The following is a 24,785-nucleotide window of genomic DNA, read 5'->3' as shown; positions in this document are numbered from 1 at the left end:
TTTTAATTTTGTATAAAGGATTTGTCTTAATCTGATAAAATAGAAATAGAAGAAAGTTGAATTATTCAATTGGAAAGGTAATCCAATGTCTATTAATGGAAAAATCAAGTAATACAGTTTAATATAATGATATTATGTAAACAAGATGAAAGGGAACTACTAGGTAAAGTTTGGAGGAAACAGATGGATGAACGAGACTGGCTGATTTTAAAGGTTCTTTATGAAAAAAAGAATATAACGAAAACAGCACAAAGTTTATATATTTCACAACCAACATTAACAAAGAAAATTCAGCAAATCGAAAAAGAGTTTGAAGTGGAAATCATCAAGCGGGGAGCGAAGGGTGTTCAATTTACACCACAGGGGGAATATCTCGTAACATGTGCAAATGAAATGCTTACACGCCTTTGTGAAATGAAAGAGTCAGTTCAAAATATGTCTCATGAAGTAGGTGGGACGTTGCGATTAGGGGTTTCGAATTATATTACAAGACACAAGTTGCCAGGACTTCTTAAGCGTTTTCGTGAACAATTCCCAAATGTAAACTACAAGGTTACGACTGGATGGAGTCAAGAAGTATATAACCTCGTTTATAACAAAGATGTACATATTGGGATTGTAAGAGGGGAGTATCAATGGGCTGATGCTAAGCAACTGCTTTTTGAAGAAAATATTTGTATAGCCTCAAGGGAGAAAATTGAACTTAAAGATTTGCCAACATTACCAAGAATTCAATACGAAACAGATATTACATTGAAGACGCTAATTGATAATTGGTGGACAGGCACATTTCCTACACCCCCGATTATTGGGATGGAGGTAGATAAAGCTGATACATGCAAAGAAATGGTGTTAAACGGATTAGGGTATGGAATTCTTCCTAGTGTGCTTGTTGAAGATCAGCCTGATCTTTATCGTATTAATATAAATAATGAAATGGGCATTCCTTTTATAAGAAAAACATGGATGTTTTATCACAAAGAATCTCTAGATATGAACGTTGTAAAAGAATTTGTTGAATTTGTTAAGGGAATTGATGTTAAACAAGATATTTAGGAACAGAGCATAGTTACCAAACTATGCTTTTATTTATTCGTTTTTTGAATACCTCCCGATAGAAATTTTGTATTTTTGTTTCAATTTTAATGTTTTTATAATTTAAGTATATGTGGCTACTTATACTAGCTCAATGTAATTGGTAATGGAGGTTTAGGCTTATGGACGTTTTTTTTCTGATTTTATTACATGTTATATTACCCGTTTTTACTCTAATAGGCATTGGTGCATTTCTTCATCGGAGATTTACCTTTGATATGGGAACATTATCAAAATTAACTACATATCTATTATTACCTGTAGTAGGCTTTGTAAATGTTTATGAAAGTAAAATGGGAGGAGAAACCATTCTGAAGATACTTGGCTTTCTTGTGGTACAAAGTTTTTGCCTTATCATCATAGCCGAAGTGATTTCGAAGGTATGTAAATTTGAGAAAAGTTTATCTTCTACTTTCAAAAACAGTGTTGTGTTAATTAACTCAGGGAACTTCGGATTACCTGTCAGTCAACTTGTGTTTCAACATAACCCATTAGGTGCATCCATTCAAATTATTGTTATGATTTTTCAAAACCTTTTAACATACACATACGGTTTGTTTAACTCTGTTTCGGTTGGCAGTAATAAACTGCAAGCAATGAAAGTGTTCCTGAAAAATCCTGTCATATATGCGGTTTTATTAGGAATTTTACTCCATGTAACATCTATTGAACTTCCAGAATTTGTGTGGACACCTATTGAAACGATCTCAAATGCGTTTTTGGCTATTGCTCTTATCACACTTGGTGCACAAAGTGCCTATTTAAAAATAACCAATATATCTCTTCCTTTGGCACTAAGTCTTCTTGGTAGATTACTAGTAGCTCCTAGTCTTGCATTTATAATGATATCTATTTTACATTTGGACGGAGTAACAGCTCAGGCGTTGTTTATCGCAAGTTCATTTCCTACTTCAAGAAATAGTTCACTATTTGCTTTGGAATATGGAAATCATCCTGAATATGCTGCGCAAACGGTCTTATTGTCTACTTTATTTAGTATGATCACCGTTACGGTTGTTGTTTATCTTTCAAAGATACTTTTTCCAATATAGAGTGCAATACTTTTTAAATATGCATGTATGCAAAACTCTCTTTTTTAAATGAGAGTTTTTTTGCATACATTAAATCTAATTATTTTATATTCTGATATGCAACAATTTAGTTGCCTATCCTTGACAAGCAACCGTAAAGTTGCATATAATCAATATATGAATTGGGACAAAGACGCGATATTCAAAGCACTTGGCGATTCAACTCGTCGGTTAATATTAGACGAACTTTCCGAACATAATGAACAGACGTTGTATGAACTGACGGTACGTCTTATAACAAATCATGAACTTTCTATTACTCGGCAGGCGATAGCTAAACATCTTTCTGTACTGGAAGATGCAGGGCTCGTCACATCACAAAGAAAGGGAAAGTATCGAGTACTTATCTTTAACAATGAACCACTTAAAAATTTGCTAAAAGGATGGATTGAGTAATTTATTCATAAGGCTTTTCTACTTGGTTTACAGAGAACTAGTGTGATACATATTAAAGGAGGCAAAACATAATGAAAATCATTGTAACGAGTTTATTCGTCCAAGACCAAGATAAAGCACTGGAATTTTATACAGAGAAACTAGGATTTGCAAAAAAGCATGACATTCCTATGGGGAAACATAGATGGATTGCACTTGTTTCTCCAGATGATCAAAACGGCACTGAACTTATACTCGAACCAAATGAACATCCTGCTGCCCAGGAGTATCAAAAGAAAATCTTTGCTGATGGTATCCCTGCAACAATGTTTGGTGTTGCTGATATTCAAACAGAACACAAACGATTAGTAGAAAAAGGCGTGGAGTTTACGATGGAGCCGACCAAGATGGGCGACATAACAATAGCAGTTTTCAACGATACATGTGGTAACCTTATTCAGATTGCAGAGCAGTAGAAGTAAAATAGTGTCAAACGACTTCCATTTGACCCTGTCCTTATTTTAGGATAGGGTTATACTTTTGTCTAAATCATTGTTTCAGACTAACGTAAATTAACTTTTTTATTAATTTAATGTTATAGTTAAAAAATAACTTATTATGTGAAAAGGGGACTAACATGATTGAAATAAAAACATCACAACTTAGCGATGGAGAATTTAATAGAGGGGTATTTGCAACACGTGATATAAAAAAAGGGCAGCTTTTACATGAAGCACCAGTCATTGCTTATCCAAATGACGAGCATAAGCATATAGAGAAAACACTGCTTGCAGATTACGCATTTGAGTATGGAATCAATCACACGGCAATTCTTCTTGGATATGGAATGCTGTTTAACCATTCTTATCAACCAAATGCAACATATGAAATTAATTTTGACAATCACACATTTGACTTTTTTGCCTATACGGATATAAAAGCAGGGGAAGAGATTCTCATTAACTATAATGGGGAGGTTGATGACCAAGAGCTACTTTGGTTTGATAAAGAAAAGTAAAAAAGTGATTGGGAACAAGAGGGTCCGACCTTATCGGTTGGGGGATAAGGTAAAGCAACTGAGTTTAAAAAATAGACGGGAAAATTTCGCTTATAGTAGAAAAAGCATAAATAGACGGAGAGATTCCGACTATTAACTCGAAAAATGCGAAAAAGATAGATTTTGCTTTGCATAATCGGAATACATCCCCTTATTTATCCCGAAACGAGCTCCATTCTGCATCTAACAGGAAAATCTCCGCTTATTTTCTTTTTCCTGGTTACTCAATTTAGGACAAAACATCCTATTAAGAGTAAGTGAGGCTTTATAAAAAAAGGGAAAACTCATCAACAATGGCGAGTTTTCCCTTTTTATATACTAATAACAATTGCATTCGACTGTTATATCGGCACGTATTTAAAGAAAAGCACCTCAAAATGGAATCCTTTGTCAAAATAAAATTCGCATTTTAATTTAGTACTGATATAAATAAAAAAATCCCCTTACTTAATAATAATTTATTGAAAAACAATAAATAATAAGGTAAAATCTACTTTACAATAATGAAGTGAGTGAGGTGATCATCATTAATTGTAATAATGCTGGGATTTATCTGTACTTCAGCGTCAGCATTATTGCAACATTTGTGAATCTTCTACAAAAATTACTAAAAGAGACCATCGTTAGACAGGTAGAAAATGATCTAACGGTTTAAGTATAGACATATAAAATATATAATATTTTGTCGAAATTCACTAAATCACGTATGATAATTTATTGTACAATAAATCTGTGAGGTGTTTCTTATGAACCGAGGAACAACATTATTTTTAAAGATCGCTGTTATCCTTATTGGATTACCAGTTCTCGCTATTTGTATTTTTTTAGTGCCTGAGATAGGAATTTTTGCAGCAGAATTGTTTCCTGATTTTCCTTATATCAAATATCTAGTACTAATTGATTTGTATGCATCAGCTATCCCTTTTTATTATGCTCTGTATCAAGCTTTTAAACTTTTGAACTATATAGATGGCAACAAGGCTTTTTCGGATTTATCTGTGAGAGCGTTACATAAGATAAAGTTTTGTGCGGTTGCAATCTGTATTTTTTATGCTGCAGGAATGCCGCTTTTTTATTTAATGGCAGAAGTTGATGACGCTCCAGGTATCATTGTCATTGGATTAGTCGTTATCTTTGCGTCTATGGTCATTGCAGTCTTTGCAGCTGTGCTCCAAAGGCTTTTACAAGAGGCGATCGATATAAAATCAGAAAATGACTTTACGGTCTGAGGTGAATTACATGGCAATTATCATCAATATTGATGTGATGTTGGCGAAACGGAAAATGAGTGTTACGGAACTTTCGGAGAGAGTTGGCATCACGATGGCTAACCTTTCGATATTGAAAAATGGCAAGGCAAAAGCAGTACGATTTTCTACTCTGGAGGCAATTTGTAAGGCTTTAGATTGTCAGCCCGGGGATATATTAGAATATAGAAGTGATGATGACACTCAAGATACATAAATACAAACTTAGCGACACTTCTTAGGTGTCGCTAAGTTAGTTTTTCCTCATCTTTTTATAAAGACCTGAATCCCCGAATACTCAAATGTAAAACATAAATATGGTATTGTTACTATGAAAATAAACAAAAAATCCTGTCAATCCGAATTCCAAACCCAATTGATGTTATTTATTTTTTCCTTTATAATACAATTAAACTATTCTTGTATGGTACATGTTACGTGTAGAAATGAGGGATTATTATTAGTGATATATTAACAACAAGTATAACTTCTCAGGTCACAAATGCGATTCGAGAGGCCATCGTAAGTGGAGAGTATGAACCTGGTCAAAAATTATCAGAGGTTAATTTATCGGAATATTATAAAGTCAGCCGAACACCGGTAAGAGAGGCTTTAAAGCAATTAGAAAGAGAAGGTCTGGTTGATATCATTCCAAGAGTAGGAACTTGTGTAACTAAGCCTACTGAAAAAGAATTGAATGAATTGTTCAAAGTCAAGGAAGTGTTGGAAGGACTTGCTGCAAGGTTAGTAGCCGAAAATGGAAGAAAAGAGGATGTTGAAACCCTTAAGAACTCAGTTGATGAGATGGAAGAGGCAATTGCTAAGTCAGATAATAAACAATATGTCGAAGCTAATACAACATTCCATAAAGCGATTTTAGATGGTGCAGATAATTCAAAGCTGAGTTTTATGTTGAATTTGTTACTCAATCAAATACCGTATAATCGCTATGTTTACCTGACAATTGAAGATCCAAAAAGATTAAAGAAATCGTTAAGTGAACATAAGGCTATTTTAGCTGCTATTGAAAAAGGAGACCAGCTACTTGCTGAGAAAAAGATGCGTGAACATGTGAAATTAAGTGGATTGCAATTGGAGAACAAAGAAATTTAATTCTTTTTTAATTGTTGTGACACCCAATACTCGGTTATAGAGCAACTTTATAACATCATGTTGTAAGGTTGCTTTATTATTAATCTATTTTGTATACAATAACTTTATTGCTAGAGTAATAAGTTGTGCTTAAATGATTGAGGCTCCCACAGTTTTTGCAGAAACTTCGCATATCCGCCGTCAATCTACCTAGGCTTTTTAAAAAAATAGGTAACTAAAGTTGACAAGATCCTTTCCCAACTTGTGAAATATTACTAGAATGAAGTAGTAGTAAAGGTTGAGGTAGTTTTCAGATAAATGCCGGCATTAACTTTCAGAATTTATTGACAATTTAGAGGTTTTATATTATTTTATCTTGTATGGTACATGTAATGTGTTAATATAAAAAGGAATATTATATAAAAACAGAAAGGAGTTGATTGTGAAAAAATATAATGTAAGCGTATTCTTTATTGCTGGGATTATGGTATTGTATAACTGTGAGTTGGTTGATCAAGACAATATTGGGGAGGTAAACGATGAAGAAGGTACTAGGAGGCAACGTAAAAACAAAGGTTGATTGGCCGGTTTTTCTTCTAAGTGGTGGTATTCTTTTACTCTTTGTCCTTTTGTCAGTTTTTAACGTGGAGGGTATTTCATGGCTTGTAAATAAAGGGTTTGATTTATCTATTAAATATTTTGGAGCCTATTGGCAATTATTGCTCATCGCCACTTTTATCGTAGGGTTAGGATTATCACTGTCTAGGTATGGAAAAGTACGCCTTGGGAATATATCAAAACCGGAAACTAGTTTTTTAAAATGGACAGCAATTATTGTGACTTCTGGACTGGGAGCGGGGGGAGTTTTCTGGGCAGCAGCTGAGCCGATCTACTACTTTATGGAAGTTCCTCCAATGCATACTGGAATTGAAGCAGCGACGTCGGCAGCGATTGGTCCTGCATTAGCTCAAAGCTATATGTCATGGGGATTTACAGCTTGGGCCATCTATGGAGCTATTAGTACACTCGTCATCATGTATGCACATCATAATAAAGGAATGCCATTGAAACCGAGAACACTTTTGTATCCGATTTTCGGGGAGAAAATAAAAACGAGTGCATGGGGGACATTTGCTGATGTTGCCTGTATTATTGGCGCAGCAGCAGGGACGATTGGGCCAATAGGATTTCTTGGTTTACAAGTAAGTTATGGTGTTAATTCGATATTTGGATGGGCAGATAATTATACAACACAGGTGTTAATCATTGTTTTGCTAACGATTGTTGTTCTATTTTCTACTTTAACTGGTATTGAAAAAGGAATTCAATGGTTGAGTAATTTGAATGTAACAATAGCTGTAGCCATTGGAATCTTTTTATTGCTGTTTGGACCAGGTCAATTTATTGTTGATTCTTTTGTTTCTTCCTTTGGAACCTACATGTCTGAATTTATAACGATCAGTACATATAGAGGGGATCAGGAATGGTTAGGATATTGGATGCTGTTTTTCTTTGGGTGGTTTATTGGTTTTGGTCCATTAGTTGCGTTACTTGTAGCAAGAATTTCCCGTGGCCGCACAATAAGAGAAGTGTTCCTGGTGGTGTCGGTTGTTGCATCTTTGACGACTAACTTTTGGTTTACCATTTTAGGTGGGACAGGAATTTCATATGAATTAGAAAACCCAGGTTCAATTAGCGGGCCATTATTTGAAAATGGATTACCAGCTGCGATCATTGCAATCGCAAATAATATGCCATTAGGTTCCATTATGCCAAGTGTATTCTTGATATTAACCATTCTATTTGTTGTGACAACCGTCGACTCCATGTCCTACTCAATTGCCATGAGTGTAACGGGAGAAGGAGATCCTCCAAAAATAATCAGGGTATTTTGGGCATTGGTTATGGCCATTATTGCCATCATCTTAATCAAAATTGGCGGTGGAGGAATAAGTGCATTACAATCATTTGTAGTTATAGCAGCTGTACCCGTTTCAATTATTATGCTGCCATTACTATGGCACGCACCTAGGATTGCAAAAGTTATGGCAAAGGAACAAGGAATTATTAGCAATCATGAAGAAAATGTCGTTAGTTCTCCTGATAAACCTAGTATAAAAGTAACAGAGATTTAAGAGATTTAAATTTTCAAAAAATTAGAGTTGACGAAGTGGAAGATAGTTCCTATAATTGTAATTAATCTTGTATGGTACATGGTACATGTAACGTCTTATGTGAAAGGAGGGATTTCTATCGTTGGAATTTTAACAACAAGTATTACAGCGCAGGTTTCAAATGCAATTCGTGATGCAATTGTGAATGGAGAATATGAGCCTGGACAGAAATTGTCTGAGATAACTTTATCTGAATACTACCAAGTTAGCCGAACACCAATCAGAGAAGCTTTAAAACAATTAGAAAGGGAAGGCTTGGTTGAAATTATTCCTCGTGTAGGAACATGTGTAGCAAAACCGACTGAAAAAGAACTAAAAGAATTGTTTAGAGTCAAGGAGGTTCTTGAGGGGCTTGCAGCCGGATTATTAGCTGAAAATAGAAACAGAGACATCATCAATCACTTACAATCAACGATCAATGGTATGGAAAAAGCGATACAAGAGTCCAACAATAAACTTTATGTTCATGCTAATACAACGTTTCACCAAGCGATTTTAACAGGAGCAGATAATTCTAAATTAAGTTATTTGCTTAATTTGCTACTAAATCAGATCCCTTACAATCGCTATGTTTATCTCACAATTGAAAATCCAAAGCGTTTGGAGAATTCACTAAATGAACATAAAGCAATACTTTCAGCTATTGAAAAAGGTAATCGGGAACAAGCAGAAAGAGCCATGCGAGATCATGTGAAAGCAAGTGGATTACAGCTAGAGAACACAGGGGTAAGTTAAACTATTTACGCATGAAAATTGATCAAAGGGGATGAGGAAATGAAATTTGGAATTTTTGCAAACCTCGCAGGTCCAGGGAGACATGAGGAATTTGATAGAGTACTAGATGAAGCACGTGAACAGGCAGTTTATTGTGATCAAAATGGCTATGATTCCATCTGGTATACAGAACATCACTTTGGTCATGAGGGAAATGAATTAATCTCTAATCCTATTTTAATGGGAGCGGATATAGCTGCACGCACAAAAAATATTCGAATTGGTCAAGCAGCAAATGTGGCAACATTTTGGCATCCTCTTCGATTGGCAGAAGATATTGCGATGCTTGATCAATTAAGCAAAGGACGTGTAGAGGTTGGGTTAGCCCGCGGTTTGTATGGTCGCGAAGCAGCAAATCTTAATACACTAGCTGATCCGAAAAACCAAGAGCAAAACCGGGCACTGTTCGATGAAACGGTAGAAATTCTACAAAAAGCGCTATCAAACCGATTCTTCTCACATAAGGGAGATATCTACCAATTCCCACCAGAGGGATTAAAGTGGAGTCATCCAATGAGTCCTTCAACATCTGATTTTATGGATCTAGATAAAAATGAAATTAATAAAATATCCATTATGCCACCACCATACCAAAAACCATATCCATCATTATGGCAAACAATTGATTCCCCGCGTTCGATTGTTTCAGCTGCCGAGCAGGGAATTAAAGGGATTTTCTGGATGCCAACTGTGAAGGAATTGAAATTACGTTTTGAGCTATATCGTGAAACAGCTTCTAAAGCACGTGGATACGAAGTTCCTCTTGGTGAAGGTTTGGCTTTAGTACGTGATGTGTATGTTGCTGAAACTATGGAGCAAGCACAACAAGATGCGGCTGAAGCTGTACTTAACAACTACCGCTGGATTTGTCATTGGAGAGGACTTAGCAATCTAATGGACCCAGGTGAACAAGTAAAACCAGGTCAAGAGCTGGATTACGAGTTCTTACATCCAAGAAATTTACTATTTGGTACACCAGATTATGTAGCTGAAAAAATACAAGAATTGAAAGAAGAATTAAACATTCAAAATCTATTATTATGGGTAAACCATAATGGGCTACCACATGAAAAGATGATGAAAAGTTTAAAATTATTCACTGAAGAAGTTATGCCGAGATTTTCAACTAAAAAACAGGGGGTAGAGGTGTAATGGTAGAAATTAGAAAGGTTTATACAGCGATTGAAGAAACAAGAGTGGAGGGAGGCAGATCATTAGAAGAACCAATTAAAATGGTAGCAACAATGGCAGTCATTAAAAATCCTTGGGCAAACAGAGGCTTTGTTGAAGATTTAAAGCCTGAAATTGATGAATATGCACCACAAATTGGCGAACTGTTAGTTAGCGAGTTGTTTAAGCAAATTGGTTCTGCTGACGATGTTGAAGCATTTGGGAAAGCGGCTGTTGTTGGGGTTGATGGGGAAATCGAGCATGCTTCAGCATTTATTCATACATTAAAGTTCGGAAATAAATTCAGAGATGCTGTCAAAGGAAAAAGCTTCTTAAGCTTTACGAATACACGTGGTGGTGCCGGATCTAAAGTTGTCATTCCTATGATTCATAAAAATGATGATGCAGAGCGCTCTCATTATATTACATTTGAAGCGAATATTCCTGATGCACCTAGAGCAGACGAAATTGTTGTCGCAATTGCGATATCGACTGGAGGCCGTCCACATCCTAGAACAGGTAATCGCCATCAAGACATGATTGAAATGGGGCTTGTTTAATGGCAGTTGCTATGTATGATCAGGGGATGATTCATTATGAGGAACATGGTTTTGGTGAACCCCTCATTCTCATACATGGTGTTGGATTGGATCTTACAATGTGGGAAAGACAAGTGAAAGGCTTATCTGGAAAATTTCGCGTGATTTGCTACGACATGATCGGACATGGGGGATCAGAGCATCCTCCTGGTCCTTATTCCCTTTCCCAGTTTGTAGATCAGCTTCTAGCACTAATGAATCATTTGCAAATTAAACAATGTCATCTTGTTGGATTTTCAATGGGAGGAATGGTGGCACAATCTTTTGCCTTACACCAACAGGAAAAATTAAAATCGTTGACGATTATGAGTGCCGTTGCGAACCGAACGAATGAACAGACAAAGGCGATTTTATCGAGAGTTGAAGAGGTGAAACAAAATGGTCCATTGGCAACGATTGATCCAGCGATAAAACGATGGTTTTCTCCAGAGTTTTTAGAAACGGAAAAAGACATAATTGCCAAGATAAAAACACGTCTACAAACAAACAATCCACAATCGTATATAGCTGCATATTCATTGTTCGCAACAGCTGACCAGGAATTATCGCCAATTTTGCATCAAATAGACGTTCCAACTTTAATTATGACTGGCGAACATGATATTGGATCAAATCCATTGATGTCAAAACAGATGCATGAACAAATAAAGAACTCTGAATTAATTATCGTAGATAAGATGAAACACATGTTACCAGTAGAAGATGCTGAAACAGTAAATGAAATCATTCAAAAGTTTATTGAAAAACAACAAGTGATATCCGCCAATTAAAGGGGAGAAGTAATAATGGAACTAAAAAAATACAAAATGTTTATAAACGGCGAATGGATGGAGCCATCAAGTGGTGAATATTTTCCAAGCTATAATCCCGCAACAGCAGAGCCATGGTGTTATGTAGCGAAAGGGAGTTCTGAAGATGTTGATCGTGCTGTTCAAGCTGCACATCAAGCATTTTTACATTCTGAATGGGCTAGTATGACATACACTGAACGCGGACGATTAGTCCGAAAGCTGGGAGATCTAATTGCGGAAAAGGCTGATGAGTTAGCTCAGTTTGAATCACTTGATAATGGAAAACTGATCCGTGAAATGCGTGGTCAATTATCCTATTTACCGGAATTCTTCTATTATTTTGCTGGTCTTGCCGATAAGATTCACGGGCAAACATTGCCGATCGATAAAAAAGATATGTTTGCCTTTACAACAAGAGAACCACTGGGAGTTATAGCTGCCATTACACCTTGGAATTCACCCCTCTATTTAACTACATTAAAATTAGCTCCTGCACTTGTAGCAGGAAACACAATTGTCATTAAACCTTCTGAAGTAACCTCAGCCTCTCTCTTAGAGCTTATGAAACTTGTTGAAGAAGCCGGTTTTCCAAGAGGGGTTGTCAATGTTGTCACTGGTTTTGGAGATCCGGTTGGAAGCACGTTAACCTCCCATCCGCTTGTAAGACGTGTTGCATTTACTGGAGGAGCAGAATCAGCACGACATATAGTGCGCAATACGGCAGAAAATTTTGCCCAGCTATCTCTCGAACTTGGTGGTAAATCACCAAACATTGTGTTTGAGGATGCAAACATTGATAATGCTGCAATGGGGATTATTGCCGGTATTTTTGGAGCATCAGGTCAGAGCTGTGTAGCAGGTTCACGTGCCTTTTTACATGTTGATATTTATGACAAGGTTTTACAAAAATTAGTTGATCGTGTGGAAAAAATCAAAGTTGGAGATCCATTTCAAAGTGATACAGAAATGGGGCCATTAGCTACCGAAGCTCAATTAGAACGAGTAAAACAATATGTATCCATCGGTTGCAGTGGAGGAGCTAATCTCATTCATGGCGGGAAACCCCCTGAGAATTTAGATAAGGGCTGGTATTTTGAACCAACCATTTTTGAGCACACCGACCATAAATCCCGTATTACTCAAGAGGAAATTTTTGGACCAGTATTAAGTGTTATTCCATTTAAAGATGAAAAAGAAGTAATTGAATTGGCAAATAGTACAGATTATGCTTTAGCAGCAGGAATATGGGTAAGTGATATCGCTAAAGCTCATCGTGTTTCAAAAGCTGTTCGAGCAGGCATTGTTTGGGTCAATACGTATCGAAGTATTTCACCGATCGCACCAATTGGCGGCTCTGGGCTTAGTGGATACGGAAGAGAAGGCGGCTATGAGGCTATTCATGATTATACCCAAAGTAAAGTTGTCTGGGTAAATACATCAACCGAACCGATACCGGATCCGTTTATAATGAGATAAGTTACTAGTAACGAACAGACATATAAATAAGTTGGGAGGAGTTTTATTATGAAATTACTAGGAATATCCGGAACAATTACAGGTTCAAAGACAGGAATTGTTGTAAACAAAGTAGTAGAAGAAGTAAAAAAATTGTATCCGGAAATAGAAGTTGAACTTCTTGATATGAAAGAATATGATGTTCAATTTTGTGATGGCCGAAATCCATCTACATATACCGGTGAAACAAAAACAGTGATTGATAAAATTTCATCAGCAGATTTTTATCTGATTGGTACTCCGATTTTCCAAGGTTCCTTTACAGGAGTTCTAAAAAACCTATTTGACTTAGTGGATCCTAAAGTTTTTCGTCATAAAGTAATGGGATTTATTGCGACTGGCGGTACATACCAGCACTTTCTCGTCATTGAAAATCAATTAAAACCAATTGCAGGCTATTTACGTGCCTATACTGCACCAAGCTATGTGTATGCTCATAATGATCACTTTTCACAAGGTGAATTAGTAGACAAAGAAGTCATAGAACGTGTAACAAACTTGGCAAAAGAACTGGTTTTCATGCAGAAATCTCTAAAGCTAGAGAAAGAAGTAATTGGTGAAAGAGAATAATAGTTTTTATTTGTATTAAAGAATAATATCGCAAAACTGTTCCTATCGAAATCTATCTAACTCTATAGTGGAATGAAGCGGAAGACACTCGACTCCTGCGGGATGCAGAGGAAAGGCTGAGAACCCGCAGGCAAAGCCGAGGGAGGCTCAGCTTCCTCCCCGGCGCATCGTGTGTCTGAAGCGAAATGGAACGAACTAATTATCAACTTTTAATTTATATTTAAATTTTTTTCTAGACAGCCTTGTTTTACTAATAGATTTAATTCATTAAATTGTTAGGGGGAGCAAAATGTTATCAAACCCGGATAATATCATTCATTTAACTGATTTAGATTTTGCTCAACTCTGTCATAAGAAATATGGGTTGAATAAAGGAATTTATAATACAATCGATTCGTGGTTTTACAAACAGGGAATACAGAATATTCTAGAACGGCGAAAAAACATTTTATTTTTCCTTGAATTTCTTGATGGAAAAGTAGAAACAAAAAATCTCCGTCCGAAGTTTGGCAGTGGTGGATTAACAATTAAACTACAAGATTATTTTCTACATTCTATGTAAAAGAAGGAGGTTACGATAAATAAATGGCTACGATTGAAAATGTAACAAAAAAAAATCTACTTATTGGCGGAGAATGGATACAAGCAAAGGAGTACAGTCTTTTACGCTCTCCATATTCACAAGAGGTGATTGCTGAAATACCTGCTGCAACAGAAGCAGAAGCAAGTAAAGCGATTGAAATTGCCTTCCAAGCACGGGAAACGATGAAAAAAATGCCTGCATATAAGCGTGCTCAAATTTTAGAGAAAGTGGCAAGTCTTCTTGAGGAGCGGGCAAATGAAGCAGCGAACATCATTTCAACTGAATCAGCTAAACCGATCACTACAGCATTAGGAGAGGTTGCTAGAACAGTTGAGACTTACAAGTTTGCTGCTGAAGAGGCAAAACGGATCTACGGAGAAACTATTCCATTAGATGCTGCTCAAGGTGGAACCAATCGCATTGGGTATACTGTTCGTGAGCCAATTGGAGTGATTGGTGCCATTACTCCCTTTAATTTCCCTATGAATCTAGTTGCACATAAAGTTGGCCCGGCAATTGCTGCTGGTAATACAATCGTTCTAAAGCCGGCAAGCCAAACCCCGCTATCATCATTTTTTATCGCTGAGCTTTTCCAGGAAGCAGGGTTACCGCCGGGTGCACTAAATGTGGTGACAGGTTCTGGTCGGGTAGTAGGTGAATTGCTGGTGAAAGATCCGAGAGTAAGCATGATTACCTTTACTGGTAGCCCGGGAGTCGGGATTGATATTCGAAACAAGGCAGGATTAAAACGTGTGACATTGGAACTCGGCTCAAATGCAGCTTTAATTGTTGATGAAGGAATCGATCTAGATAAAGTCATATCACGCTGTGTAATGGGAGCTTTTTCGAATCAAGGTCAAGTATGTATTTCCTTGCAACGAATATATGTGTTGGAAAATATGTATGATGAATTTGTTCAAAAATTTCTAGAACATACAAAAACGTTAAAAATTGGGGATCCACTTGACCCAAAAACAGATGTATCTGCCCTTATCTCACCAGCAGAGGTTGAAAGAACATTAAACTGGATTCATGAGGCAAAACAAAGTGGAGCTACGATTGCAACAGGCGGGAAAGCTGTTGGACATATTCTTCAGCCCACAGTCATTCTTAATGCAGATAAGTATTCAAAGGTGTCCTGCCAAGAAGTATTCGCTCCAATTGTTCTGATTAATAAGGTAAAAACAATTGAAGAAGCTGTTAAGTTCGTGAATGATTCTACTTATGGACTGCAAGCTGGTATTTATACGAACAATGTCCATACAGCCATGGCTGTTGCAGAAGAACTATATGTTGGCGGTGTGATGATTAATGACATTCCTACATTCCGTGTTGATCATATGCCATATGGTGGTGTGAAAGAAAGTGGAACCGGGAGGGAAGGTTTGAAATACGCAGTGGAAGAAATGACTGAAATGAAATTGGTTGTTTGGAACCGTAATTAAGGAGTGAATGAATGGCTTATTTTGCAGCTTTTTTACACATGATTGACATAGAAAAAAATAATGAGGTACGCCCACTCCATATCAACTATTTAGAAGAACTTGATAAACAAGGAAAGATCTTTGCAAGAGGGCCATTTTCAGACCAATCTGGAGGATTGGTTGTATATATTGCCGATTCGTTTGAAGAAGCCATGTCACTTGCGGAAAATGATCCTCATGTTGTTCAAAAAGTGCGTAGACTTGAATTGAAAGAGTGGGTTATTTAATAATTCTGCTTTTAAATACGTAGTTAATTTTAAAAAGAGAACTTGATAAAAAGAAAGATTAAAAAGAGGGAAACTGATTTGTCGGATTCCTTCTTTATTATATTAAAGAAATAAGTGCATCAATGAGTGATTCAAAGAGGAGGTAGTATATGTATGGAAACCAAATTAGATTCTTTAAATATCGATGAAGGTCTAATAATTTTATTTGATGATGTGAATTCTCAAGTTGGTTATCTGATGGGTTTAGCTGAACATGTTAGTGGTGAAAGTATAAATTTTATGACACATGTGGCAAAAGGTTTAACATATGTATGTATCACGAAAAAACAAGCAATGAAATTGAATCTACATCTGTTTGAAAAGGAAGACAATTCAAATAGTAAAAGTTTCACAGAGTCTGTTGATTATATGACAAACTCAACAGGAATATCAGCATTTGAACGATCGGATACAATTAAAGCTTTTACCAGGCTGGAGGCAAAACCTGATGATTTTAAACGACCTGGCCATCTTTTTCCATTAGTAAGTAAAGACACAAACATGCTTGAACGAATTGGTATTGCAGAAGTAGCTGTTTTTCTTGCAAAACATAATCATAAAACCCCTGTCGCTTATGTAAGTGAAATTCTAAATGATAATGGAGAAATTGCAACGAAAAATGAAGTTATTCGATTGAGCCAATATTATCATCTACCAATTTTGACTTTTAGTGAAGTGGCAAAATTTCAATATGAGAGAACAAAATGGCTGACAATACTAGATTATAAATGTATAAGTAACTTAGAAAACATACTCGTTTATCATGTTAAGAATCACTTTAGTAATCAATTATTAAAAATGTACGTAAGATTGGGGGCAAGTGAAAACATAAACACCATCTTCTATCGTGAATGCCAGTTTGAACTCCTAAATGGCGACCAATGTAATTGTATAAGGCATTTTAAAGATTATTATTCGTTGTTAAAAAACAAAGAAATAGATGTAATTGTTTTTGAGCATGAGCATGACCATCACGGTTATCCCGATTATGAAATGATGGATGGAATAATTACCGCACAAATCAATGAATTAATTGATGAGATCAATCAGAAGCATAAAGTGGATAAAAAGGTAGTCTTAAGTAACTATTAATAGAGAAACTATTCTCTTCTAATTCTCAAATTCATAATTTTAAAAAAGCCAATGATGACGCATAGGAGGACCATTGGCTTTTTTACTTTTACTCTTAAATAAAATATACAAGCCTTTAGTGTGAAAAAACAATTAGGTTGTAATAATACTTAAGTGAATAATATTTTGTAGAGAGAAGGGCACCTAAGGATACTGTCATGTAAATCTTAAGCAGAAGTTAAGAGGGTACGTCTTGTAAGCGAGTTAGATATTTATTCCAAGCCCTCAATAACCATTTCCTTTACTGGCAGGAAATTTTCTCCTGTCTCTAAATAAGTTATATTCACATTATCCTGTTCTTGCAGGTAAATGGCTAATGGGTAATTTTCAGATGAGATGACGAAATTTTTATGATTGTCTAACAGGAATGATACAATCGTGAAATCTCCGGTCTTTTCTTTGTATACACGGACAACTGTACCTAATAAAGTCTTTTCTTCAGCATTAGACGTCCCATCAACACTACTTCCGCCTTTTTGTATGGCTAGTTTATATTTCTTTAAAGCATCATTAGGGGTAGTACCATACACAGATATTTCCGGATTGGCTGCAGAAACAATAAAGTAATTTTGTAAGAATCCGTTAGAGTCTAAAACAGGTGTTAACCAGCTGGCCTCTCCATAAAAATTATATAAAACCGGCATTTCTCCATGCCATTTTTTCTCAATAAATTTCTTTTCTATGATCTGTAGAGCACCTTGAGAATCCATATAAGACTCTTCTAAATTACCTGTATAATAGGTTGCTTTTCCTGTTCTTGAATTTGTAAGGGAGTACCCCAACATAGAATCTACGCCTTCTTTAGGACTGGTAAAATCGGTAAAGTAAAACATCTCCCCATTTTCATCAAAAATTGGGCTCACATTTGCTTCAGTTCCTTCATCGGAAGGCAGCTTTACATCTGATTTACCAAAAAGACTATTCCAAAATCCATGAATATAATTTCCGTAATAACTGTTCTGTAAGCTCACTGCTTCAGGTGAAACAGCTCCATCAATAAATGAAGGTACTTCAGCAAGTTTATAAGCCTTAGTATCCCCATTCTTAGGGTCAACAACGACTATTCCTTCAACCTTAAAACCATTACGAGCTGAAACAAATTGTCCATAGGTACGGATATAATGCGGCTGACCATCTTCGTCAATTTCTAATTGGACATCACCATAAAAAATGTGTTTTGGATAATTCATCCTGATATGACGTTCAACATTCTTATTAAAATAAGCGGAAGGTGTATACTCCATTTCATTTTTAATAAATGTTGGATTCGCTGAAGAGTCAGTGGCACTTAACGTGAAATAACCCGGTATTTCATCCCCATTTAACCATTTGAAAAAACCGGAAAATTCAACTGGTGCAATATAAATAAATTCTCCATTCACTTTTTGAATTTGAAGATTTCCAAGTTCATAATAACTTGTATTAGGTACCTGACCAAATGCCTTTTTCATTTTATTTCTAGCAAACTCCGGTGGAACACTTGCAGGTGTTTTGTTTTCGTCAAAAGCTTTTATTTCAACTTTTTCATTCATTTGGGCATATTCAAATTTTTCATTTGCATTAAATAGAGGGGCTGCGAGAATATAAATTCCAAACACAAGACTTCCCAGGAAAATAACACCCTTCACGATTCTTTCCTTACCTGTGGAAATGATTGCTCCTAATGCAGAAATGACAATGATAAAAATCCATAAAGAAGAAATATTGCGGTCTAAGTTACTTAGATAATAAAACGCAAACATAGCAATAAAAATTAAGACGAGTGAAAGGCTAAGTATTTTTATACTTGGAGTATTTTGACCGGTTTTGTTGTCTTTTTTTGCCTGTTTCTGTTTGCTAAAAGGAATAATGAGAATGGCTGTTACTAATCCAATGATAAGAGAAAAGATTAGAATATTTATCATGATGTTCTCCCTTCAATTTGTTTATATGTTTAATACGATTCACTTGGGTAAATAGTTTCAATTATTTGTTTGGGTTATTGTTCATAGAATGATAATTTTTGAAAAATCTATAAAAATATGAAAACGTTTCTTACACAGTGTGAACATCGTTTTTAATTTTAAGTAGGAGGTGTAATAAGTACTCCCCTAAAAAATAAAAAAATTCTATAAATTTTACGCTACTCTTTTCTTCAATTTTTATATATAACAGGCGAAGGACATTTTATAAATGAAAGGGTAGTGATGGAAATGACAAGATACCGTATGTTGAAAACTGATTTTTGGATGTCGCCGATTGTTGGAGAGGAATTAAAGAAAGATGAAAAGTTTTTATACATCTACTTACTTACCAATCATCTTACAACTCAAATTGGAATCTATCGCATATTAAAGAAGCAAATAGCGATAGATATGGATATTTCGATTGAGGAAGTGGAATCGTTAATGGCAAGTTTAATTGATCGTCAATTGATTCGTTACAATGCTGAAACAAGAGAGGTTGCGTTAAGAGACTGGGGGATAGCGATTCAGAGTAGAGGTGGAAAACCTGTCTTGGATTGTATTGAGTCTGAATTAAGAAAGGTCGTTGATACCTCGCTTATTTCTTTTGTTTTAGAATCTATTCAAAAAAAGGATATCCGTGACTTATATGAAAAATTTTGTGATCGAAATGTTATGACTTATGAGGATATTGACGATACGTCTACGACTTGTTATACGACTTGTGGGCAAGAAAAAGAAAAAGAAAAAGAAAAAGAACAAGAAAAAAAACAAAAAGCTTTTAACCCAAGTGTAGAGAATAAACCTGAAGAAGAGGTTCAGTCACAAATGGAAAAATCAAGTGATGTGAAAGAAATCATCGAGTTTTGGGACAACAATGGTTTTGGTTTCTCTAACGTGAATGCTAAACAACAGCTGTTATCTTGGCTTGATGATTCTCAGTTTTTACGGCCAAAAGAAGTGGTGCTAAAAGCCTTAACGATCGCCTGTTCGTATAACAAGCGAAAGCTAAACTATGTAGTTGGGATTCTTAGAAACTGGGAAAATGAATCGTTACTGACTCTTGAGGAAATAGAGTCTTATCAAGACAACAAAAAGTCTCATTCTCAAAATAGGCAATCACCCCCATCATTCCAAGCAGGGAGAGATATCCCAAGAGATGTTAACCTTGACATAACAGCAGGTGAAGAGGAATGAATATTGCAGAAAAAGCATTTCTTGGCAGCCTGATAAAGGCGGAATATCTTCTCAAAGATACGGTCATACAACCTGAACAACTGGAAAATACACGTCATAAAGAGTTAATGAGACGAATGTTGGAATTAAAAAAGGCGGGGAAGAATGTGTATTTATTCTCCTTAACCACTTTACCGGATCTTGAATCATTTGGTGGAATGTCTTACCTTTCGGAGCTGGAATCATATGCAGATCCTGAAAAATTTGAAGATCTGGAGAAACTCATTCTTGACATGTGGAAAGAAAGGGAAAAGCGCAATATTTTAAACATTGCGGCTATAAATGATTGGGAGATTTCTAAGGTTATAGCAGAATTGGATAATATTAACCAAGCGAAAATGGATGATCACACTCCTCTGGAACTAGCACTGTCAACAATTTATGAAGCTCCATGGGAAGATCAACCATTATCGAAGGGAGCAACAGCAGGTATTAAAAAGCTTGATGAAATGACAGGAGGCTTTCAAAGAGGAGAAGTAACAATTATAGCCGCAAGACCCTCCATGGGAAAAACAGATGTGATGCTTCATTTTGCGAAAATGTCTGGTTGGGAAGGATATTTACCACTCATCTTTTCATTAGAAATGCCCGAAAAGCAAATAACAACTCGATTAATTGCGTCAACAGGGGGATTCAACCGTAGAAAAATGAGAGATCCGAAGCAAATGCTGAATGATCGTCAGAAGCAGAAATGGTCCGATGTCATAGGTGAGCTTAATGAAACGTCTATGCAGATTTTTGACGGGGCTGGACAAACAATTGCTGAGATGAGAGCGAAAACCCGGAAATTAATTAACCAATTTCCCAACAAAAAACCAATTATTTTTATTGACTACTTAACCCTCATCAAAGCAAGTGAATCATACGGGGGGAATGCTCATTTACAAGTAACAGAAATCTCAAAATCACTCAAAACAATGGCGAAGGATTTTGATTGCCCGGTCATTTGTTTGGCCCAGCTCAATCGTTCGGTGGAATCAAGAGCCAATAAACGACCGATGATGTCGGATATCCGGGAATCAGGAAGTGTTGAACAAGACGCAGATGTCATTTTGTTTTTATATCGTGAAGCATATTACGACAAGGAAACAAAAGATCGTACTCTTGATATCATTGTCTCAAAAAATCGAAACGGTCTGGTTGGAACAATTAAGGTGAATTACAACGAGTTTACAGGAAGAATAGAAGAGTAAATGAAACAGAATCATACGTGGATAACTTTAAGAACGAAGGAGAAAAGGCGAGGTGTTAATACATGATTGTGAAAGATCTTTACCTGGAATCGATCCGCTCTGAGGAATCCTCATTGGCCCATTATATTTACCATCTACTTGAGGAAAGGAAAATATCATTGGATGATGACAAATCCAAAATAGACTTTGAACAAGCAGATCATCAAAAAGTAGCAGAATTGATTGAAAAGAATATTTTAGGATTTCATAAGGTCAGGATTTTTGCACTAAAGATGAGCCAAAATCATTTCGTTTTTATTTTTGCTGAAAACCAGGAAAAAGCCGTTCAATTCTATTCTAAAACATTTCATCAAGCCCCATTAACCTGTCAAGAATACACCTTGGATTTTCAACTCACCAGAGGAAACGGAGCCATTACATTCCGCGAAATGAGAAAAGAATTCGAAAGCTTTCCGGTTATAGCCGGGTACACGGGGACAGGTTAAGTGTCCCACCATTAATTGGAAAAGGTTGATCTAATACAACTTGAGATTAAGATATTATGTACATAATGTATCTTACATATTTAGATACAAGGGAGAATTTTAAAAAACTTTTGAAAAAGGAAGGTATTTATTTACTGGTAAATCCTTTTCCTACAACATTTTTCTTATCGATATCAACAAATACAGTGAGCGTTCCGGAGGTATCTGTCTCTGTATTATGAAAAGTAACACAATAAACTTCGTCCTTGTTATATTCACGATTAATGAGAGGTTTGTTCTCATGATCAATTGCTATTTTCTTAACAGTCGAATCTTTTGGACTTACTGGAATTAACTCTAATTCCTCACTTGTAAGGCTATTGAATGCTACCATTTCGATAGGTAAATCAGACTTTGAATCAAATAAATGGCAACCAGTTAGAGTTATTGTTAATAGAAGTAGTATTTGTATATAAACTAATTTGTTCATCTTAACCTCCCTTTTTATCTTTTTAGACGTTTTTATTTGTAGGAAGTTTCGTTTTGATAGTGTTTCATGTGAACAGTTATAAAATTTTACAAAGGGTTCCGTTTTGAGGTGCTTTCATAAAATACGTGATGATATGACAGTGGTATTGAAAACGATATTGATATATAAAAAGGGGAAACTCGCCATAGTAATGTAATGAGTTTCATTATTAGGAATTCAAAGCCTTAATTTATATAAAGTCTCACTTACTTTTAATAGGATGTCTTGTCTTGAATCGAGTAACCAGCAAAAGGAAAAATAAGCGGAGATTTTCCGGTTAGATGCAGTATTGAGCTTGTTTCGGGATAAATAAGCGGAGGTTTTCCGATTATGTAAAGCAAAATCTCTCTTTTTCACATTTTTCGAGTCAATAGGCGGAATCTATCCGTCTATTTATGAATTTTTTAATAATAATTCCTAAAATAAGCGAAATTTTTCCTTCTATTTTTTCAATCCAGGTGCTTTACCTTACCCCCAACAGATAAGTGCGCGGCCCCTCAATGTCTCAATAATTTGGTATTCAAAACAGCACTGTAAATTTAATGGTACAATTCTCATTGCCATCATAATAATGATGGCGATTGCTATGCCAAAGTTAAGGGGATTTCGTAGAAACCTTATAAATAAGGAAAAGGACGTATGCCAATCCATACGTCAATTTTTGTGTCATTTAGTAAGAATGCACCCGATTAATTTTAATTGTGGGATTTTTTAATCAGAGATAAATCTTTAACTTTATTAATTCTAGTTAAAGTTCTGTTTCCAGTAAATGGAGGGACAACAAACCTGTCCCTCCGTCCCTATCCCTCCGTCCCTAAAGAAACAAAGCACTCACAACAAATAACACAGCTGCAATAACCCCGCCAATCGTTGAGACCTTCAATTTGTAGCGTGCGTAGTCGATGAGGTCCATGTCGAGAATGGAGGCTGTTGTGATGGTTGTGTCACCCAGCGGAGAGGTGAGTGCACCAAATGCTCCGCTTGCAAAGACAGCACCAACTGTTAATGGGATGGAGGCTCCAGTGGCTACAGCTAGTGTGATGCCAAGTGGCATGAACAGTCCCCAAGTCCCCCAGGAGCTTCCAATAAAATACCCGACAACAGACCCAAGAACAAAAATTGCTGCAGGAGTTAGATATGCGGGCAGAAAGCTTCCTAGCGAGTTGCTGATAAACTCAGAAAAACCCAGATCTTCAGCCGCTAATGTTAATGCCCAAATGAGAATAAGGAGGCTGATTGCTTCCATCATTTGATTGCCGCCATCGTAAAAATGATAGAGAATTTCGTTCATTTTCACGCGTCTGACGACATAAAAAACATAGGTTAAGATAAGTGTAATAAAAACAGCCAGGAGCATCACAAACGTTGCATCCGCCATAGAAAAGGCTTCAAATATCGTCTCAGCTCCCTGTGCAACACCGTTTTGCCATAACAGAGATAAAGACAATGACAGCAATAAAAAGACAGGAACAATCAAATGCCAAGGCTGTGCTTTTACAAGGGATAATTCTTTTTTAATCCCCATGCGGTGGTATTCATGTTCCTCTTGTTCCAAATCCTTCTGTTCCTGGTTGCCCCTTTGTTTCGTTTTTCTAGGTTTCCAAAACGTCTGCACAATCCCTATAATTAGCATAATGATCGCATAAAAGTTAAACAAAATACTTAACAAAAACACTTCATAAGGAGACATCCCCAGATTTAACCCACTAATGCCGCCTTCCACCAAAGAAACCATGAACCCAACAAAAGCCGTTGCAACCGGAAGCAGCACAATGATAGATTCTGTTGAAATATCCAATGTCATTCCTACTTTTTGCTTAGAAAGGTTCATCTTTTTTATGAGTGATTTAATAATCGGCCCAATCATCATAATCCGAAACATCGGCATCATAAATGTAAAGGGTAGGGTAAGCCAAATAAAAATGAGCAATCCCCGTTCGGTACGGATTTTCGTCCCGGCCCATTCTGAAAACCCCTTAATACCTCCGGCGATATTCATCATCCCGACAAGACCGCCAAATAAATATAAAAAGCCGATAATTTTAATGTTCGTTGCATCGGAAAGTGTGGTGACGATATAGGATACCGCTTGCTCCATTCCCACCAACAGATTAGCAGAAACAATGATGGACCCCACTAAAATGCCAATCACTAAGCTAGGCAGGATGTTTTTTAGCCATATGGACATGGCGATGACGATGATAAAAGGAATTAATGAAAGCCAGGTTTGATTCAAGGTTATTCCTCCCGAGACAAAGAAATCCATTTCTCACATTAGTTTGCCAAGGGAGGGAGGGATTATGAATTCTTTTTACTAATACGAATTCTTGACGTACACAAATAAATAAATAATATTTTTTTGCTTAGAATATGAGTAGGAATGTTTATTCTAAGGAGGATAACTAA

25 protein-coding genes and 1 pseudogene are annotated in these 24,785 nt (G+C 36.2%); 23 read left to right on the top strand and 3 right to left on the bottom strand.

The annotated features are described in order from the left end of the window. Positions 1–183: 183 nt before the first annotated feature. The 20 genes and pseudogenes from HWV59_RS15465 (at position 184) to HWV59_RS15375 (ending at position 16,975) form a co-directional block, all read left to right on the top strand. Positions 184–1,056 (top strand): LysR family transcriptional regulator, encoded by an 873-nt coding sequence (locus HWV59_RS15465; RefSeq protein WP_175639404.1) that lies wholly within the window; start codon positions 184–186, stop codon positions 1,054–1,056. 161 nt (positions 1,057–1,217) lie between these two features. After that, positions 1,218–2,147 (top strand): AEC family transporter, encoded by a 930-nt coding sequence (locus HWV59_RS15460; RefSeq protein ID WP_175639403.1) that lies wholly within the window; start codon positions 1,218–1,220, stop codon positions 2,145–2,147. Positions 2,148–2,303: 156 nt separating this feature from the next. Beyond that, complete coding sequence (locus tag HWV59_RS15455; RefSeq protein ID WP_102232662.1) at positions 2,304–2,582, top strand: ArsR/SmtB family transcription factor; 279 nt, start codon at positions 2,304–2,306, stop codon at positions 2,580–2,582. Positions 2,583–2,653: 71 nt separating this feature from the next. After that, entirely contained in the window at positions 2,654–3,037 is a 384-nt protein-coding gene (locus HWV59_RS15450) for a VOC family protein (protein WP_102232596.1), read from the top strand. A gap of 161 nt (positions 3,038–3,198) precedes the next feature. Beyond that, positions 3,199–3,579 (top strand): SET domain-containing protein, encoded by a 381-nt coding sequence (locus tag HWV59_RS15445; RefSeq protein ID WP_175639402.1) that lies wholly within the window; start codon positions 3,199–3,201, stop codon positions 3,577–3,579. Between the two features lie 785 nt (positions 3,580–4,364). After that, positions 4,365–4,847, top strand: coding sequence for a DUF2975 domain-containing protein (locus HWV59_RS15440; protein WP_102232594.1), 483 nt, complete (start codon positions 4,365–4,367; stop codon positions 4,845–4,847). Positions 4,848–4,857: 10 nt separating this feature from the next. Continuing rightward, positions 4,858–5,082 (top strand): helix-turn-helix domain-containing protein, encoded by a 225-nt coding sequence (locus HWV59_RS15435; protein ID WP_102232593.1) that lies wholly within the window; start codon positions 4,858–4,860, stop codon positions 5,080–5,082. Between the two features lie 236 nt (positions 5,083–5,318). Then, a pseudogene (locus HWV59_RS27310) lies at positions 5,319–5,477 on the top strand (GntR family transcriptional regulator); the annotation flags it as partial. A 90-nt stretch (positions 5,478–5,567) separates the two neighbouring features. Next, positions 5,568–5,978, top strand: coding sequence for a GntR family transcriptional regulator (locus tag HWV59_RS27100; protein ID WP_235991753.1), 411 nt, complete (start codon positions 5,568–5,570; stop codon positions 5,976–5,978). 518 nt (positions 5,979–6,496) lie between these two features. After that, positions 6,497–8,092 (top strand): BCCT family transporter, encoded by a 1,596-nt coding sequence (locus tag HWV59_RS15425; protein WP_175639401.1) that lies wholly within the window; start codon positions 6,497–6,499, stop codon positions 8,090–8,092. 78 nt (positions 8,093–8,170) lie between these two features. After that, the gene (locus tag HWV59_RS15420) at positions 8,171–8,866 is read left to right on the top strand and encodes a GntR family transcriptional regulator (protein ID WP_175639400.1); all 696 of its coding nucleotides are present in this window, start codon (positions 8,171–8,173) and stop codon (positions 8,864–8,866) included. A gap of 39 nt (positions 8,867–8,905) precedes the next feature. Continuing rightward, on the top strand, positions 8,906–10,057 hold the full coding sequence (locus HWV59_RS15415; protein WP_102232590.1) for an LLM class flavin-dependent oxidoreductase: 1,152 nt from the start codon (positions 8,906–8,908) through the stop codon (positions 10,055–10,057). Then, complete coding sequence (locus HWV59_RS15410) at positions 10,057–10,635, top strand: amino acid synthesis family protein (protein ID WP_175639399.1); 579 nt, start codon at positions 10,057–10,059, stop codon at positions 10,633–10,635. The genes HWV59_RS15415 and HWV59_RS15410 overlap by 1 nt, the downstream gene beginning before the upstream one ends. Next, on the top strand, positions 10,635–11,444 hold the full coding sequence (locus HWV59_RS15405) for an alpha/beta fold hydrolase (protein ID WP_175639398.1): 810 nt from the start codon (positions 10,635–10,637) through the stop codon (positions 11,442–11,444). The genes HWV59_RS15410 and HWV59_RS15405 overlap by 1 nt, the downstream gene beginning before the upstream one ends. Before the next feature lie 15 nt (positions 11,445–11,459). Next, positions 11,460–12,941 (top strand): aldehyde dehydrogenase, encoded by a 1,482-nt coding sequence (locus tag HWV59_RS15400; RefSeq protein WP_175639397.1) that lies wholly within the window; start codon positions 11,460–11,462, stop codon positions 12,939–12,941. A gap of 48 nt (positions 12,942–12,989) precedes the next feature. Next, a complete protein-coding gene (locus HWV59_RS15395) occupies positions 12,990–13,550 on the top strand; it encodes an NADPH-dependent FMN reductase (RefSeq protein ID WP_102232586.1) in 561 nt (186 codons plus the stop codon). A 289-nt stretch (positions 13,551–13,839) separates the two neighbouring features. After that, the gene (locus tag HWV59_RS15390) at positions 13,840–14,112 is read left to right on the top strand and encodes a hypothetical protein (protein WP_102232585.1); all 273 of its coding nucleotides are present in this window, start codon (positions 13,840–13,842) and stop codon (positions 14,110–14,112) included. A gap of 23 nt (positions 14,113–14,135) precedes the next feature. After that, positions 14,136–15,578 carry an aldehyde dehydrogenase family protein gene (locus HWV59_RS15385; RefSeq protein WP_175639396.1) on the top strand — a complete coding sequence of 481 codons (1,443 nt, stop codon included), beginning with the start codon at positions 14,136–14,138 and terminating at the stop codon, positions 15,576–15,578. Positions 15,579–15,589: 11 nt separating this feature from the next. Continuing rightward, positions 15,590–15,844, top strand: a complete 255-nt coding sequence (locus tag HWV59_RS15380; RefSeq protein WP_102232583.1) for a YciI family protein — start codon at positions 15,590–15,592, stop codon at positions 15,842–15,844. A gap of 153 nt (positions 15,845–15,997) precedes the next feature. Continuing rightward, a complete protein-coding gene (locus HWV59_RS15375; RefSeq protein ID WP_175639395.1) occupies positions 15,998–16,975 on the top strand; it encodes a 3,4-dihydroxy-2-butanone-4-phosphate synthase in 978 nt (325 codons plus the stop codon). A gap of 251 nt (positions 16,976–17,226) precedes the next feature. On the opposite strand, the gene HWV59_RS15370 is transcribed toward HWV59_RS15375, so the two are convergent. Further along, positions 17,227–18,918: an MFS transporter gene (locus HWV59_RS15370; protein WP_175639394.1), complete on the bottom strand. Its 1,692-nt coding sequence runs from the start codon at positions 18,916–18,918 to the stop codon at positions 17,227–17,229. Between the two features lie 282 nt (positions 18,919–19,200). On the opposite strand from HWV59_RS15370, the gene HWV59_RS15365 reads away from it, so the two are divergent. The 3 genes from HWV59_RS15365 (at position 19,201) to HWV59_RS15355 (ending at position 21,871) form a co-directional block, all read left to right on the top strand. Then, entirely contained in the window at positions 19,201–20,154 is a 954-nt protein-coding gene (locus tag HWV59_RS15365) for a DnaD domain-containing protein (protein WP_235991752.1), read from the top strand. Then, positions 20,151–21,386, top strand: coding sequence for a replicative DNA helicase (locus HWV59_RS15360; RefSeq protein WP_175639393.1), 1,236 nt, complete (start codon positions 20,151–20,153; stop codon positions 21,384–21,386). The genes HWV59_RS15365 and HWV59_RS15360 overlap by 4 nt, the downstream gene beginning before the upstream one ends. 62 nt (positions 21,387–21,448) lie before the next feature. Then, positions 21,449–21,871, top strand: a complete 423-nt coding sequence (locus tag HWV59_RS15355; RefSeq protein WP_102233027.1) for a hypothetical protein — start codon at positions 21,449–21,451, stop codon at positions 21,869–21,871. 127 nt (positions 21,872–21,998) lie between these two features. On the opposite strand, the gene HWV59_RS15350 is transcribed toward HWV59_RS15355, so the two are convergent. Together HWV59_RS15350 and HWV59_RS15345 are read right to left on the bottom strand one after the other, a co-directional pair. Further along, positions 21,999–22,340: a hypothetical protein gene (locus HWV59_RS15350; RefSeq protein ID WP_102233026.1), complete on the bottom strand. Its 342-nt coding sequence runs from the start codon at positions 22,338–22,340 to the stop codon at positions 21,999–22,001. Between the two features lie 853 nt (positions 22,341–23,193). Next, entirely contained in the window at positions 23,194–24,615 is a 1,422-nt protein-coding gene (locus HWV59_RS15345) for a Na+/H+ antiporter NhaC family protein (protein ID WP_175639392.1), read from the bottom strand. Positions 24,616–24,785 lie beyond the last annotated feature (170 nt).

It is taken from the genome of Metabacillus schmidteae (assembly GCF_903166545.1).
Classification (GTDB): Bacteria; Bacillota; Bacilli; order Bacillales; family Bacillaceae; genus Metabacillus; species Metabacillus schmidteae.
Note: the sequence above shows the minus strand (reverse complement) of the source record. Positions and strands in the feature narration are given on the sequence as shown.

Bases quoted from the DNA above. Each gene is read 5' to 3' on its own strand.
- HWV59_RS15465 (WP_175639404.1), top strand. From the start codon at position 184: ATGGATGAACGAGACTGGCTGATTTTAAAGGTTCTTTATGAAAAAAAG.
- HWV59_RS15460 (WP_175639403.1), top strand. From the start codon at position 1,218: ATGGACGTTTTTTTTCTGATTTTATTACATGTTATATTACCCGTTTTT.
- HWV59_RS15455 (WP_102232662.1), top strand. From the start codon at position 2,304: ATGAATTGGGACAAAGACGCGATATTCAAAGCACTTGGCGATTCAACT.
- HWV59_RS15450 (WP_102232596.1), top strand. From the start codon at position 2,654: ATGAAAATCATTGTAACGAGTTTATTCGTCCAAGACCAAGATAAAGCA.
- HWV59_RS15445 (WP_175639402.1), top strand. From the start codon at position 3,199: ATGATTGAAATAAAAACATCACAACTTAGCGATGGAGAATTTAATAGA.
- HWV59_RS15440 (WP_102232594.1), top strand. From the start codon at position 4,365: ATGAACCGAGGAACAACATTATTTTTAAAGATCGCTGTTATCCTTATT.
- HWV59_RS15435 (WP_102232593.1), top strand. From the start codon at position 4,858: ATGGCAATTATCATCAATATTGATGTGATGTTGGCGAAACGGAAAATG.
- HWV59_RS15425 (WP_175639401.1), top strand. From the start codon at position 6,497: ATGAAGAAGGTACTAGGAGGCAACGTAAAAACAAAGGTTGATTGGCCG.
- HWV59_RS15420 (WP_175639400.1), top strand. From the start codon at position 8,171: ATGGTACATGTAACGTCTTATGTGAAAGGAGGGATTTCTATCGTTGGA.
- HWV59_RS15415 (WP_102232590.1), top strand. From the start codon at position 8,906: ATGAAATTTGGAATTTTTGCAAACCTCGCAGGTCCAGGGAGACATGAG.
- HWV59_RS15410 (WP_175639399.1), top strand. From the start codon at position 10,057: ATGGTAGAAATTAGAAAGGTTTATACAGCGATTGAAGAAACAAGAGTG.
- HWV59_RS15405 (WP_175639398.1), top strand. From the start codon at position 10,635: ATGGCAGTTGCTATGTATGATCAGGGGATGATTCATTATGAGGAACAT.
- HWV59_RS15400 (WP_175639397.1), top strand. From the start codon at position 11,460: ATGGAACTAAAAAAATACAAAATGTTTATAAACGGCGAATGGATGGAG.
- HWV59_RS15395 (WP_102232586.1), top strand. From the start codon at position 12,990: ATGAAATTACTAGGAATATCCGGAACAATTACAGGTTCAAAGACAGGA.
- HWV59_RS15390 (WP_102232585.1), top strand. From the start codon at position 13,840: ATGTTATCAAACCCGGATAATATCATTCATTTAACTGATTTAGATTTT.
- HWV59_RS15385 (WP_175639396.1), top strand. From the start codon at position 14,136: ATGGCTACGATTGAAAATGTAACAAAAAAAAATCTACTTATTGGCGGA.
- HWV59_RS15380 (WP_102232583.1), top strand. From the start codon at position 15,590: ATGGCTTATTTTGCAGCTTTTTTACACATGATTGACATAGAAAAAAAT.
- HWV59_RS15375 (WP_175639395.1), top strand. From the start codon at position 15,998: ATGGAAACCAAATTAGATTCTTTAAATATCGATGAAGGTCTAATAATT.
- HWV59_RS15370 (WP_175639394.1), bottom strand. From the start codon at position 18,918: ATGATAAATATTCTAATCTTTTCTCTTATCATTGGATTAGTAACAGCC.
- HWV59_RS15365 (WP_235991752.1), top strand. From the start codon at position 19,201: ATGGAAATGACAAGATACCGTATGTTGAAAACTGATTTTTGGATGTCG.
- HWV59_RS15360 (WP_175639393.1), top strand. From the start codon at position 20,151: ATGAATATTGCAGAAAAAGCATTTCTTGGCAGCCTGATAAAGGCGGAA.
- HWV59_RS15355 (WP_102233027.1), top strand. From the start codon at position 21,449: ATGATTGTGAAAGATCTTTACCTGGAATCGATCCGCTCTGAGGAATCC.
- HWV59_RS15350 (WP_102233026.1), bottom strand. From the start codon at position 22,340: ATGAACAAATTAGTTTATATACAAATACTACTTCTATTAACAATAACT.